Below are 13,903 nucleotides of genomic sequence, written 5' to 3' on the forward strand. Positions count from 1 at the left end.
GGCATGCATCGTGAGATACTCGGCGATGAGGCGCCGCATTGCGGCATCATCGTCAATGACAAGAACATGTTTCAACGGCACACCTTCAATCTTGAATCCCCTTGTCTAAACCTGTTGCCGAGCAACCCTGGGGCACCGACCCAGAACAGCTGCTCCTTGATACCACTCGCCGTTGCGTGCGGCCAATGTGAGGCCGTGCTCGTCCTGTTCTTTTCATCCCCAGCGAATTGACCGCACCAAGGCAGCCCGTGGCCACCAGACAGGTCCAAGCGCCGACATGACCCTGCCGTGTGGTCCTTCGCTTTTTCGCTTCGAGCTCCCCCGTTGGTGCAGGCCTGCCAATATCACTCAAGTTCGACCTCATGGATGCCAAGTTTCCTGCTATGCCCTTGCATCCTGGTCATCCTGGAGTTTGCGGACCTGGATCATCTCGATATCCTCCGGCTCGTGGATCCAGCTCGGACATGGTTGAGCAGCGCGGCGTTTGGCTTGATCGGAGAGGCGGTCGGCGGAAGAAGACCGTGATTCGCTGCAGCGGCCTTGTGCAAAATAGTGTGTCTCCTGCCAAGCCGGCTTCGTCCAAGGTGGCCGGCGGCCTCAAATGCTGTTCGGCGACCGGCAGGTCGCCGGTTGCGGTGAACGTCCGGGCTAACATTTCTCAGTTACTGCAACTCCTCCATCTTGAGCGTGTCACTATGCTTGTCCATTGCGCCGTCGGACTCCGTCAATGACGTGCGGTTATCTGCCGATGGGACTGTGCATGATCCACCCTTTGGCGGCGGCGGCCGAACAGCTGAACGAGGCTCGCACCAGGATGGGCTGCGCCGCCACGTCTTCCCAGTTGACCCTCGCCGCCGCGGATTTGCGCCCTCGAGCCAGCTTCGCGGACGAGCTCGCGTCTCAAGCAATGATCTGAGTGTGCAGGGCCGCGCATGGCTGCTCTTTAACGACCGGCAGCATACCGGCAAAGTTGGGCCGCTTTATCGCCTTAGTCGATTCCCCACGGTGATCCCGAGCCTGAACAAGCCCGCCAAGCTCCCCATTTTGTCCTTGGCTTGGCGCTGACAGAAGTACCATCCATGACGCCAAAGTCGCGGCCCACACTCCAGGAGCAACGGACGGCCGGGACGAGCAATCCTGTACAGGAGTCATTGTACCAAGATGCTCCGGATGTCGCTGGCTGATCGGGCCCGCGCCACTCACGCATGCGCAAGATGCTCACCCACGCTGATACGAACACGGTCTTTGCTTCAATTGAAACCGAAAAGCTGAACTTGAACATCACACAGTAACAAACCTCCCCGATAAGCGCGTGCCGGACAGGGCCAGAACCCGTCCGGCGGCTTGGAAAGGTAGGTGATAGGGAATGTTTATTGCAGCTTGGCCGCTGGCCATCGTCCTGATGACATCCATGTCACTCCCAGCCGAGCCCGCGCCACTTTCTCCGCGTGAGTTCCGCAGCCTGTCGCGCAAATGCGCCCCCTGGGTTGCGCCGTCCACCCTCGCCGCGATTGCCAAGATTGAAAGTGGCTTTGAAACGCTGGTGGCTCATGACAACACCACAGGTGAGCAGCTTCGCTGGATAGACCACCTGGAAGCCACGCGGGGCATCAAGGAACGCCTCGAAGCACAACATTCTGTCGATGTTGGATTGATGCAGATAAACAGCAAGAACTTTGCCGTGCTCAATCTCACGCCGGAAAGGGCTTTCGAGCCCTGCGCCTCGCTTTCGGCTGCCGCCCACCTGCTTGAAAGCCGGTATGCCGGCGGCACCACTGCTGTGGCACAGCAACTGGCGCTTCGCCGTGCCATCTCGGCCTATAACACGGGCGACGTCACGCATGGCTTCGCCAACGGTTATGTACGCAAGGTCGAGTCGGCCGCAAAGGACATCTCAAGTCTCCTTGAGAGAACGCTGGAGCCGACTGCTCGAGATGTGCCGCACCTTGAGGCACCCGGTCGGAAAGCCGTGCCGCCTCTGCTCCAGCAGAGCCAACAGGCCAATAGAAAGAAGCAGCCCAACCAAGATTCTTGGGACATCTGGGGCTCGTATCAGCCAGACCGCTCCGGGGCCGATCCCTCCGATCCGACAGGCAGCCAGGCTGCGAAAGCACGGGAACCCTCGAACCCGAACAAACTCGTATTCGATTGAAACATGGAGATGCAATGATGACGCCACTCAAGATACTTCGTGCGCTTAAAACGCGTGTTCCTTCGCCTTTTTTCATGCTGCGCATGGCGGCTGAATATGTACCGGCCGCTGCTGCAGGCGCGGCGTGGACGGTCTTCTACAGCGGGCCAGCCGCGGCTCAGGTGACCGGAGGGACGGATCCTGCCAAGATGGTCCAGAATATCTGCACGTTCATACTTGGGCCCTTTGGACAATCACTGGCCGTGCTCGGGCTCGTAGCCATCGGTATCTCTTGGATGTTCGGTCGTGCTTCACTTGGCCTGGTTGCGGGTGTCGTTGGAGGGATCGTCATCATGTTCGGGGCCAGCTTCCTGGGCAAGGCGCTCATAGGCGGTGGCTGATGAGCGACCGGTTGGAAGTGAGCACCCTCTATGTGGCGGCGACGCGCCCGGCACTGTTTCTGGGGGTGCCGCTGACGCTGGCCGGATTGCTCATGATGTTGGCTGGGCTTGTTATCATTATCCTTCAGAACCCGCTCTACGAAATCGTTCTCGCGCCACTCTGGTTCGGAGCACGGCTGGTTGTTGAGCGTGACTATAACGCGGCAAGCGTCGTGCTGCTCTATTTGCAGACGGCCGGCAGAAGCGTGGACGGGCCGGTCTGGGGAGGCGCAAGCGTCAGCGCCAATCCGATCAGAGTGCCGAAACGCGGAAGAGGAATGGTGTAATGTTCGGCGCCAGCGGCCGGACCGAGAGGTCTGGCGAGATCTACCTTCCGTATGTTGGTCACGTAAGCGATCAGGTTGTCCTTCTGGAAGACGGATCGATCATGGCCATGGCACATGTGAACGGTGTGCCCTTTGATTTGGAAGACGCTGAGATGCGCAACTCGCGCTGCCGCGCGTTCAACACTCTCTTGCGCAACATCGCCGATGACAATGTCTCGATATACGCTCATCTTGTGAGACACAACGATGTGCCGGCGCCGGCGCCGCGCCGGTTTCAAAGTGCATTCGCTGGCAGTCTGAGCGAGGCCTACGAGCGTCGTGTGCTGTCGGGAAAGCTCTTTCGCAACGATCACTTCCTCACTTTGATCGTGTCCCCCCGCACCGCAATCGGCAAGATCGGCTTGCGGATTGCCAAGTCCCGCAGACGGAATGAGCACGATCTAGCCACCCAAATGCGGAGCCTGGAAGACCTCTGGCACATCATTGCTGGCGCACTCGGCGGTTACGGTCTGCGCCGGTTGGGCATTCGTGAGAAAGGCAACGTGCTCTTCACGGAAATCGGCGAGGCGCTTCGGCTCATGATGACTTGCCGGTTTCTTCCGGTTCCGATGGTTACCGGCTCACTTGGCGCCTCGATCTACACTGACCAGGTCATCTGCGGGAAGCGGGCGCTTGAGATTCGAAGGCCCGGGGATAGCTCCGTCGGATCATTGTTTTCGTTCCGTGAATATCCGGCGACGACGCGGCCGGGCATGCTAAATTCCTTGCTGTCCGCCAACTTCCCGCTTGTCCTGAGCCAGAGCTTTTCCTTCCTCACTCGCCCGCAAGCTCATGCCAAACTAAGCCTTAAGTCCAGCCAGATGACGAGTGCCGGCGACAAGGCTCTCACCCAGATCAATGAACTTGCCGAGGCAGAGGACGCACTGGCAAGCAACGAATTCGTGATGGGTTCGCATCATCTGAGCCTGTGCGTCTATGCCGACAGCCTCAATAGCCTTGCAGATCGCGCAGCAAGTGCCCGCGCACGGCTGGCCGACGCGGGCGCCGTTATCGTCCAAGAGGGCATCGGCATGGAGGCCGCATATTGGTCCCAACTTCCGGGGAACAACAGGTGGCGCACGCGCCCGGGGGCGATCACCTCACACAATTTTGCCGGGCTCGTCTCATTTGAGAACTTCCCAAGCGGTTCCAGTTCCGGCCACTGGGGCAATGCTGTTGCGCGCTTTCGCACAAACGGTGGAACTTCTTTCGACTACATCCCCCATGAGAATGACGTCGGCATGACGGCAATATTCGGGCCCGTTGGCAAAGGCAAGACGACGCTGATGACCTTTGTCCTCGCGATGCTTGAGCAAAGCTTGGTCGATCGCAATGGTGCGATCGTCTTCTTCGACAAGGATCGGGGTGGTGAACTGCTGGTGCGAGCCACGGGAGGGACATATCTTGCGTTGCGCAGAGGCGCTCCGAGCGGCTTGGCCCCTCTGCGTGGACTGGACAACACCTCCGCCTCTCGGGACTTTCTGCGCGAGTGGTTGATGGCCCTGATCGAGAGTGACGGCCGTGGTCCGATCTCGCCGGAGGAAAGCCGTCGGCTGGAACGCGGCATTGTTCGTCAGCTTTCGTTCGAACCCCCTATGCGCTCACTTGCGGGCCTGCGCGAGTTCCTATTGCACAGCCCCTCCGAGGGCGCAGGAGCACGGCTGCAGCGGTGGTGTAGAGGGGGGGCGCTTGGATGGGCCTTTGACGGCGACGTGGACGAAGTAAGGCTGGATGCCTCCATTACGGGCTTCGACATGACGCAGCTCCTGGAATATGAGGAGGTCTGTGCACCGGCCGCCGCATACCTTCTGCATCGAGTGGGCGCTATCGTCGATGGTCGTCGGTTCGTGATGAGCTGCGACGAATTTCGATTCTATCTACTCAACCCCCAATTCTCGGCCGTTATCGACAAGTTCTTGCTCACGGTCCGCAAAAACAACGGCATGTTGATACTCGCAACGCAGCAGCCTGAACACGTTCTGGAATCGCCTCTCGGAGCTAGTCTCGTTGCGCAATGTATGACGAAAATTTTCTACCCATCACCGACGGCGGACCGCTCTGCGTATGTCGATGGCTTGAAGTGCACTGCGCAGGAGTTCGAGGCAATCCGCCAGGGAATGGCAATCGGCAGCCGCAAGTTTTTGCTCAAGCGCGATAGCGGGAGTATTGTTTGCGAATTCGATCTTGGGCAGATGCGCGAGTACGTAGCCGTACTCTCGGGGCGGGCCAACACAGTGCGCTTTGCCGACCAGCTTCGCAACCAGCACGGAGACGCCCCAAGTGGGTGGCTCGACAAGTTCATGGCCCGGTACCATGAAGTTCAAGACTGACGGAGGAATATTCATGAAACTTGCCAAACTTGCAGTAACGACCCTTGCTGCTTCCCTTCTGCTTCACGGACAGGCCCGGTCGCAATGGATCGTCACCGACCCTGTAACAGAAACACAATCGACCTTAACAGCGATTTCCAATGCGGCGATCCTTGAGAGGTCAATCGAGACGCTCGCTACGACGATCGAAATGGTGACAATGCTAACCTCGTCATTCGCTGTCACGGGAGTGCTAAGCTCACTGAACCAAGGAAATCATTACCCGTCGAGCAATAAGCTGGAGGAGCAGATGTTTGATGCTCGGGCGCCAGCTTCGATTATCGCCCGTAACATTGCGGAGGACCCAAATCGGATAGTCACGGGCGACGATTCAGAAGCGAAACTGTTAAAGGGACAAATCGCTGGGGCCGCCAATGCCGCAGCTATTGCAGCCGACACTTTGGGCATGATGGACAAGCGCCTTAAGGATAACGCCGGCACGCTTGGTCAGCTTTCCCGCTCGGGAAATATTATGCAGGCCACCGTGACCAACGGTCTGGTCCTCAAGCAGATTCACGATGCGATGATCCAAAATGCCCAGGCCACGAGTCTGCTGACTATGGCCACTGCACAAGGGAGCCTTCACGCCGCTGAGGAGGCCGCCACGCAGCGTCGCGAACATCGGGACACCGCTCGCATTTTTGGCCCCCTCCCGTGAACGCTGAGTTCATCAGGCTCAGCTGCGCTGATCAGGGACACATCAGGCTCACGCCATGAATTTCAAAATTCCCGCGCCATTCACGACTATACACACGATCTTTCATGGGGCCTTCACGTCCGGGCTGCACAAAGTGCTTGAAAACGTCCAAGCGGCGGTCAGTGCGCCTCTGGTTGCGTGTGTCACGCTCTGGATAATAATCCAAGGCTGTCTGGTCATGCGTGGTCAAGTCGATGCGCGCGGGGGTATCTCGCGCGTAATCATGGTGTCGATTGTCGTCGCCCTTATCTTAGGGCAGGCCAACTATCAGCAGTACATTGAAGCGCTTTTCGACGAAACGATTCCGAGGTTGGCTCACGACATCAGTGGCAGCGACTTGCCCTTCATCGGAATCGCCCAGAAGCTCGACATCATGTTTGCTTCAAGCCAGTATGTCTTTCAGCTGATTGCTTCCGAAATTGGGCCTATGAACGGCCAGGACATACTTGCTTTCGAGGGAGCGCAATGGATTTTCTACGGCGCGCTGTGGACAGCGTTCGAGATCTACGATGCCGTTGGAATTCTGACGAAGGTGCTCTTGACGATCGGCCCCCTGGTCCTTGTAGGCTACCTTTTTGATCACACTCGAGACATAGCCACCAGATGGATCGGCCAACTGCTCTCGTACGGGCTGCTGCTTCTCCTCCTCAACATCGTTGCAACGATAGTAATCGCTGCCGAAGCAGTCTCGCTGGCAGCCATGCTTTTGATGATCAAATTCTCGGGCACGACAGCAGCCAAGATCATCGGGCTTTACGAGCTCGACATGCTTTTCCTAGCTGGTGACGCTCTGATCGTCGCGCTTCCGACGATCGCCAGCAGCATCGCCGGCGGCTCTTGGGGAGGTGCGAACCGACCTCTTAACAGCCTCAATCGCCACTTTGCCAAAACGGCGGGTGGTTAATCAATCGACAAGCTCGGTGCCAAAAACATGAAATATTGCCTACTTCTGTCAATCCTCGCTTTGGCCGCCTGCAAGACGAGCCATGGGCTTGCGACGTGCGCGGGTGCCCCATTCCAACTGAACGTGGGACAATGGGAAACCACCCCTGAGGATCTTCAGGTCGAATGCGCGGAAGAGCCAAAGTGAAATTTCCTGAACATGCCCTTCTGGTGGAGAGAGAAACGCTAGCCGCCCACTATAAGAAGGTGGAAGCGTTTCAAACGTCACGAGCGAAGTCTGCGCGGCGCCTGTCAAAGGCCCTGATCGCCTTTGCCGCAGCGGCGGTCCTAGGAAATGTTGCCCAGGCATTTACCATCGCTGCCATGGTCCCGTTGGCCAAGCTCGTACCTGTGTTCCTCTGGGTCCGGCCGGATGGGACCGTCGACAGCGAAGTGTCAGTGTCTCGACTGCCGGCAACCCAAGACCGAGCCGTCATAAATGCTTCGCTGTGGGAATATGTACGCCTGCGCGAGGGGTACACAGCAGATACAGCCCAATACGCCTATGACCTCGTATCCAGTTTCAGCGCGCCGACTGTGCGACAGCAATATCAAGATTTCTTCAACTATCCGAATCCCACCTCGCCGCAAGTCACGGTCGGCAAGCGCGGCAAGCTCGAGGTCGGGCATATTTCTTCAAACGACATCAGTCCGGACGTTCAACAGATCCGTTACAAACGTACGCTTGTTGTCGATGGGCAGATGCCGATAGTGACCACCTGGACAGCTACCATCCGCTACGAGCGCTTGACGGGTCTGCCTGGGCAATCGAGGCTCACCAATCCGGGAGGTCTACTCATCACTTCCTATCAAAGCTCGGAAGATAGCGTATCGAACCTGGGCTATGTGCAGCCATGACAAAAAGAGCGTTTCTCGCGCTGGTCTGTTCACTCTTCTTAACGATGGAAGCGTCCGCGGAAGACACACCACTTGCCGGCAAGCATGATGCGCGCATGCGCTACCTGGCTTACCGTCCTGACGAAGTGGTGCGCCTGTCTACCGCAGTGGGGGCAACGCTGGTTGTCACATTCGCGGCCAACGAGACAGTCGCAGCCGTGGCCGTTTCCAATAGCAAAGACCTGGCTGCGCTCCCGCGCGCCAACTATCTCTTTTTTAAGGCTAGCCGGATGCTCCCGCCGCAGCCGGTCATCGTGCTGGCCGAGAGTGAGTCCGGTACACGGAGATACGTCTTCAGTATTTCAACGAGAGCGATGCCAAAACTCGATGAGCAGCAACCTGACCTATACTACAGTGTGCAGTTCACCTATCCTGCTGATGAGGCTGCTGCTCGGAGAAAGGACGCAGAAAGGCGCTCGATTCTTGGTCAGGCCCGGGCGAAAGTGCTGCACGACGAGAGAGTTCAGGATTTGTTGAATCGGCCCGCCGCAACTACCAGTCCGGACGAAAGCAATTTTCACTACGTCGCAAAGGGCGATCGATCGCTGTCGCCGCTGCAAGTTTTCGATAATGGCTTTACCACCGTATTTGGCTTCGCAAGCAATTCCCGCATACCCTCTCTCTACATTATCAATCCCGACGGCAAGGAAGCCGCTGCCAATTACACGGTCAAAGGAGACTATGTTGAAGTATCCGCAGTCGCCCGGGAATGGCGTCTGAGAGATGGCAATACGGTCTTGTCCATTTTCAACAGGGCTTATGACCCTGTGGGACGAGCGCCAGGGACCGGTACAGTGACACCCGACGTGTGGCGCGTTTTGAAAGGCTCGGCCGATGAATGAAACCGGCCCACAGTCGGGACATGATGTCCATGCCTCCGGATCGATGGTCTCGGAGCCGGCCCGCCGGCATGTTTCGGGATTGCAGAAGTTGGCCGTCGCTGCTCTTGTTCTCATCTCATCTCTATCACTCATCTGGCTCGGAGGTCGTCCCAGCACACAAGACGAACCAACTCAGCCAAAACCTCCAATTGTCGCCGACGCCGAACCATTCCGCCCCGTGCCGATTGAGATTGCTCCCGAAGCTCCAGCAGCCGTACAGGCGGCGCAGGCAGGAGATCCTGCGCCATCCACGCCGACTTCAGCTGATCCGCCGCCGGAGGAAACACCAATTTTCGCCTACAGTGGCAGCAGTAAAATGCCCAACGACGGTCAGCGGAGCGAAGACAACCATAGGGATGCTCCCGCGACCTCGGATGAGATTTCAGACGCTGGCGATCTGTCGGCGCGATTGAAGCCAGATATACAGGAGCCAAGCCGGGCCACACTTTTGCCGCACCCTGATCTCGTGATTACTCAAGGAACGATCATCCCCTGCATTTTGCAAACGGCAGTCGACACAAATTTACCGGGTTATGTGAAGTGCGTCTTACCTAAAGACGTCCGCGGCGCCACCAACAACGTGGTGCTTTTGGATCGCGGGACGACCGTGATTGGCGAGATCCAGCGTGGTCTCCAACAGGGGGATGCGCGTGTCTTCGTGCTGTGGACGCGCATGGAAACGCCTGACCATGCCCTCGTTTCGCTAGCATCGCCGGGCGCTGACGAGCTCGGCCGCTCCGGAATGCCTGGCACGGTGGATAATCACTTCTGGCAGCGCTTTGGCGGAGCAATGCTCATGAGCGTCATTCAAGGCGGGTTTCAGGCCGCCGGTCAATACGCTGGCAGCTCAGGTGGAGGAAGCGGTATCAACAGCTTCCAGAGCAACGCCGGACAAGCCGTTGAGACGACCCTTAGAGCAACGATCAACGTTCCGCCAACTCTGAAGAAAAACCAGGGAGATGCTGTATCCATCTTTGTGGCTCGGGACCTCGATTTCTCAGATGTATACGATCTTAGAGCGACCGCCGTGGCGCCAGCCCCCCCCCAACATCGCCAACGCCGGAGAGACAACAATGCGACCGGAGGCTGACCCTCAATTGCGTTTGCTTCTCAACCCTGTTCTGAAATGGCTTGAGGAGCCAAGGACCGAAGAGGTCGCTATCAACCGGCCTGGGGAAGCCTTTGTCCGACAGGCCGGCGTTTTCACGAAACATCCGCTACCGCTATCTTATGACGATCTGGAGGACATCGCGATCCTCGCTGGAGCGCTGCGCAAGCAAGATGTCGGACCGCAAAGCCCCCTCTGTGCGACTGAGCTGCCGAACGGAGAGCGGCTGCAGATCTGTTTGCCGCCCGCTGTTCCCTCAGGAACAATAAGCCTGACGATACGGCGTCCCTCAAGTCGTGTGACCGAACTCAAGGAAGTTTCTTCTCGCTACGAATACTCGCGTTGGAATCAATGGCGGTCACGAAAGGAGCGCCAAGAGCGGCAGGACGAAACGATTCTTCAGCACTACGACCATGGTGACTTGGAGCAATTTTTGCGAGCGTGCGTTTGCGGGCGGCTCACGATGCTGCTTTGCGGACCTACTGGTAGCGGCAAAACGACAATGAGCAAGACTTTGATCAACGCTATACCCCCGCAAGAGAGGCTCATAAGTATCGAGGACACGCTCGAACTTGCAATCCCGCACGAGAATCATGTCCGGTTACTCTATCCGAAGGACCGAGCAGGCGTAGGTGCGGTGACAGCCGAGCAACTGTTGCAAGCCAGCTTGCGCATGCGCCCTGATCGAATATTGCTTGGCGAGATGCGCGATGATGCTGCTTGGGCCTACCTTAGCGAAGTCGTCTCCGGCCATGCGGGATCAATATCGACGATTCATGGGGCGGATCCGGTCCAAGGCTTTAAAAAGCTCTTTTCACTCGTCAAGAGCAGCCCGCAAGGAGCTGCTGTGGAAGACCACACGCTTCTTGATCTGCTGTCGGCTGCCATTGACGTCATTGTGCCGTTCCGTACCCACGGCGACGTGTATGAGGTGGGGGAGGTGTGGCTCGCCGCCGATGCCCGGCGACGCGGAGAGACAGTAGCCGATCTTCTTAACAAGCACTAAGGCTAGAGCACGTCGGGGATCGGTAAGTCGTTTGTGATATGATGGCGCAACTTGTTCAGATTCAACGTCACTTTGATTTGACCGAGGTTGATTATGGGAGGACGACTGGGCGTAGCCCTTCGGTCACAAGCCTGAACTCTTCGGCCGCCCTGTCGGCGCGGCAAGCTGCGGCACGATTCGACTGGGTGTATCGAGCGCGTCCGCTGAATTGCGCGGGCGACGCTCAGCGAGCTGGTGCCGATGCCTGCTTCAAAAGCGGCATCGACACCCGGCAGGTCGTACCCTTGATTTACCTAGCCGCGCTCAATGAGCGTCTTCAAAGCCGCCGAACGTGGTTCGGAATGACCGGTTGGTAAATCGGGAAGTGCTATACAGGGAATCCTCCCGGTATTGCCTCTAGGGGGTCCTCTCCATGAACAAAGCCGCAACCTGCCCTTGCGACCTCAGCTGGAGTTTGCGGCGCAACCCATATAGGAGGATCGATGCGCAGAGAAATCGCAGGCAGAGTCGGTGGCATTGTGGGCTGGCCGACCGACGGTTTCAGCCCGTCAACAGGTCTTCACGTGTTCCATCCCCGACTATTGCAGGCGTGCGGCTTGCATTCTCCCGCGATCACCCATCGGAAAGAGCGTTACGAAGACTACGAAGAGTTGCGCGACTTCTGCTGTCGCCCCGGTCTTACAGCGGACGGTGACCTGTCCTACCTTGATAGGACTTGAAATGCGAACGCTGCTCATTGATCATCACGTGGATCTTACGCGCGCCGTGCGAGCTGCGCTCGGGGATAGCGGTTTTGCCGTTGATGTAGTTGGCAACCTGGAACAGGCGTCGAGGGCATTCTGTTGCGCAACCTATGAAATTCTCCTGCTGGAGTTGGCTCTGCCAGATGGCGATGGCTTGGGCTGGCTGAGACAGCTAAGGAGCGACGGGCATTCAGTTCCAACCCTCATTATGAGTAGCATCAACGATCTCGAGAAGCGAATTGCAATTTTCAACGGTGGCGCGGACGATTTTCTGCTCAAGCCCGTCTCTTTGGATGAGCTCATCGCCAGAATGAGAGCCATTCTGCGCCGGTCGACACAGGTGACCGACCCCATCGTTGTATTTGGCAATCTCAATTTCGATCCGATCGGCCGACAGGTTTCCGTCTCGGGTCATCCTCTGAAGATCGCACGCCGCGAACTATGTATTTTAGAGCATCTGCTTATCCGTGCAGGCCGCATCGTGCCTCGTGCGCAGTTGGAAGATCACCTCTATTCGTTCAACGACGAGGTATCTGCCAACGCGCTTGAAGTCGGAATCTATCGCTTACGTGGACACCTGAGTAGGTCAGGTGCAACGCCACGGATCACGACCGTGCGCGGCATTGGTTACCTTCTTGAATTGACTGAGGCGGCATCCGCATAGTTGGTCTAAATTGAAAGAACAGACTGCGTATCAAGCGCCGCATTCGATCCATCGGCTTCAAGTCGCAGGCGAGCGCCGTGGTTATCCTCTCCGGCATCGAGATGATCCACATGATTGGCAAGCGACAGGCGAGGTATGACTACAAGTCTGTCGATCGCTGTTTCGATATCCTCGCTGCCTGACGGACAGGCCGAAATGGCCGTTCACACCCCCATTTCCAGGTTTGCGACAGAGCCTTTTGTCGGCGTTGCCGGCTTCGAAGGGCCGGTGCGCGCCGAGCGCATCAAGATCACCCCCGGCCACCTTGCTGCGGCCACTCGCCGAGTACGAAGCGGTGGTCGGAGGGAGCTGGTGATGACGACGCTAGATCATGACCTGCTGATCGCAATCCTGGATCGGCTGAAGTTGACGGCCATCCGCGACCAGCTCGACACGCTCATGTCGAGCAGGATCGCGCAGTTCCCGTTTGTCCGCGAACTCGACGGCTTCGGCTTCGACGCGCAGCCATCGGTCTGCTTCAGCCAAACGTATTCATAGGTATGGGACAGGCCTTGCTATGTCCGAACGTCACTGCGCGGCAAAAACGTTGGATTTCTCAAGAAATAAAGTATTGGACAGTGCCCAATTTACCGTTGGAAAAGCTGGATATGGCGTTTCAGCGTTTCAGCGAAATAACCGAAATCAATCACTCCTAACAGCAAAGGCAACCGGAACTCGATCGCTTCCGTTGCCCGCGACTTAGCGAAACGCTTGTTCGCGATTTACTAAAACGGCTGTCCCAATTTAGTGAAATCCGCAGACAAGCCGCTGGAGGTTGGCCAAAGGCCACCCACGCCTGCTCCGAGGCCCTCCAGGGCAATGGTCTGAGACCTGGGCTCAAGCAGGATGAGACGCCGCTGGAGCTCAGGTGCAAGCGCTGCCACGCCCGCTCCGAGGCCCCACAAGGCCGAAGCGCAGTCGTCGGGGTCACGAGGCCTCTCGGCCACGACGACGAGCCTGAACCTGGATCCGCCTTTCTTGAGGCGTTGCGACTATCATCGCGGCGACACGCAGCTCTTGATTTGTGTGCGACACCTCAGCAGATCCATCGGGCTGAGCCGCTCAGCAATATCAACGAGAATGTCCAGCGGCAGATCAAGGATACTCAGAGGAGGAAACGCTTGATCTTGAGGCTCAGAGCGCGTCTGCTCCACTATAGAACAGGATGATTCACCGGGTCCTTCAACGCCAGCCGCCGGTCCGATGAGAGAATTGTCTCGGATATCACGCTCGATGGGGTTAAATGCCGAGATGGGCGCCTTGCCACGCTCCTCAATGCCCCTCATGATTCACCGCCTATAGCTACCAACTGAATGAATCATCGTGATTGTCGCGCAGCGGAATCCTCAAGGATCGGGCAGTTCGTAGGGGGCGCCGGTTTGACCAGGTTGAGCCCGCGAATTGCTCGATCGGACAAGATCCTAATTCTGACGAGATCCTCGGGACGCACTCCAAGTTGTCGATCATGTTCGGCACACAAGGAAAGGGCGGCATTGCTGCCGCCCTTTCCGCTGTAGGTTGATAGGGGCTGGATTAGAAATCCATGCCGCCCATGCCGCCCATGCCGCCCATACCGCCGCCGCCCATGCCGCCAGGCATGCCGCCGCCGCCAGCCGACTCCTTCTTCGGAGCCTCCGCGATCATGGCTTCGGTGGTGACC

At 57.7% G+C, this 13,903-nt stretch carries 13 protein-coding genes and 2 pseudogenes; 14 read left to right on the plus strand and 1 reads right to left on the minus strand.

Annotated features, from left to right (window positions below; all coding sequences use genetic code 11):
• Nucleotides 1-75, minus strand: a pseudogene (locus NKI21_RS31660) (DNA-binding response regulator); the annotation flags it as partial.
• Nucleotides 76-1,366: 1,291 nt separating this feature from the next.
• On the opposite strand from NKI21_RS31660, the gene NKI21_RS31665 reads away from it, so the two are divergent.
• The 14 genes and pseudogenes from NKI21_RS31665 (at nucleotide 1,367) to NKI21_RS31730 (ending at nucleotide 12,741) form a co-directional block, all read left to right on the plus strand.
• Nucleotides 1,367-2,152: a type IV secretion system lytic transglycosylase VirB1 gene (locus NKI21_RS31665; RefSeq protein ID WP_023766572.1), complete on the plus strand. Its 786-nt coding sequence runs from the start codon at nucleotides 1,367-1,369 to the stop codon at nucleotides 2,150-2,152.
• Between the two features lie 14 nt (nucleotides 2,153-2,166).
• The gene (gene virB2 / locus NKI21_RS31670) at nucleotides 2,167-2,532 is read left to right on the plus strand and encodes a pilin major subunit VirB2 (protein ID WP_031257862.1); all 366 of its coding nucleotides are present in this window, start codon (nucleotides 2,167-2,169) and stop codon (nucleotides 2,530-2,532) included.
• Nucleotides 2,532-2,858, plus strand: a complete 327-nt coding sequence (locus tag NKI21_RS31675; protein WP_023679584.1) for a type IV secretion system protein VirB3 — start codon at nucleotides 2,532-2,534, stop codon at nucleotides 2,856-2,858. Before virB2 ends, NKI21_RS31675 begins: the two co-directional genes overlap by 1 nt.
• Nucleotides 2,858-5,227, plus strand: coding sequence for a type IV secretion/conjugal transfer ATPase VirB4 (virB4, locus tag NKI21_RS31680; protein WP_023737137.1), 2,370 nt, complete (start codon nucleotides 2,858-2,860; stop codon nucleotides 5,225-5,227). Before NKI21_RS31675 ends, virB4 begins: the two co-directional genes overlap by 1 nt.
• 13 nt (nucleotides 5,228-5,240) lie before the next feature.
• Nucleotides 5,241-5,924, plus strand: coding sequence for a TrbJ/VirB5 family protein (locus NKI21_RS31685; RefSeq protein WP_023766574.1), 684 nt, complete (start codon nucleotides 5,241-5,243; stop codon nucleotides 5,922-5,924).
• A 55-nt stretch (nucleotides 5,925-5,979) separates the two neighbouring features.
• A complete protein-coding gene (locus NKI21_RS31690) occupies nucleotides 5,980-6,867 on the plus strand; it encodes a type IV secretion system protein (protein ID WP_023766575.1) in 888 nt (295 codons plus the stop codon).
• 27 nt (nucleotides 6,868-6,894) lie between these two features.
• Nucleotides 6,895-7,053 carry a type IV secretion system lipoprotein VirB7 gene (locus NKI21_RS31695; RefSeq protein ID WP_081731114.1) on the plus strand — a complete coding sequence of 53 codons (159 nt, stop codon included), beginning with the start codon at nucleotides 6,895-6,897 and terminating at the stop codon, nucleotides 7,051-7,053.
• Nucleotides 7,050-7,763, plus strand: a complete 714-nt coding sequence (locus tag NKI21_RS31700; RefSeq protein ID WP_023766576.1) for a type IV secretion system protein VirB8 — start codon at nucleotides 7,050-7,052, stop codon at nucleotides 7,761-7,763. The genes NKI21_RS31695 and NKI21_RS31700 overlap by 4 nt, the downstream gene beginning before the upstream one ends.
• A complete protein-coding gene (locus NKI21_RS31705) occupies nucleotides 7,760-8,644 on the plus strand; it encodes a TrbG/VirB9 family P-type conjugative transfer protein (protein ID WP_023766577.1) in 885 nt (294 codons plus the stop codon). The genes NKI21_RS31700 and NKI21_RS31705 overlap by 4 nt, the downstream gene beginning before the upstream one ends.
• Nucleotides 8,637-9,773 (plus strand): type IV secretion system protein VirB10, encoded by a 1,137-nt coding sequence (gene virB10, locus NKI21_RS31710; RefSeq protein WP_352869191.1) that lies wholly within the window; start codon nucleotides 8,637-8,639, stop codon nucleotides 9,771-9,773. Before NKI21_RS31705 ends, virB10 begins: the two co-directional genes overlap by 8 nt.
• Nucleotides 9,757-10,797, plus strand: a complete 1,041-nt coding sequence (gene virB11, locus NKI21_RS31715; protein WP_023737143.1) for a P-type DNA transfer ATPase VirB11 — start codon at nucleotides 9,757-9,759, stop codon at nucleotides 10,795-10,797. Before virB10 ends, virB11 begins: the two co-directional genes overlap by 17 nt.
• A gap of 720 nt (nucleotides 10,798-11,517) precedes the next feature.
• Nucleotides 11,518-12,204, plus strand: a complete 687-nt coding sequence (locus tag NKI21_RS31720) for a response regulator (protein ID WP_352869194.1) — start codon at nucleotides 11,518-11,520, stop codon at nucleotides 12,202-12,204.
• A 26-nt stretch (nucleotides 12,205-12,230) separates the two neighbouring features.
• Nucleotides 12,231-12,386 (plus strand): annotated as a pseudogene (locus NKI21_RS31725) (IS6 family transposase); the annotation flags it as partial.
• 13 nt (nucleotides 12,387-12,399) lie between these two features.
• Entirely contained in the window at nucleotides 12,400-12,741 is a 342-nt protein-coding gene (locus NKI21_RS31730; protein WP_352775784.1) for a hypothetical protein, read from the plus strand.
• Nucleotides 12,742-13,903 lie beyond the last annotated feature (1,162 nt).

Origin of the sequence: Mesorhizobium sp. M0715 (assembly GCF_040320355.1) — a bacterium.
Taxonomy (GTDB): domain Bacteria; phylum Pseudomonadota; class Alphaproteobacteria; order Rhizobiales; family Rhizobiaceae; genus Mesorhizobium.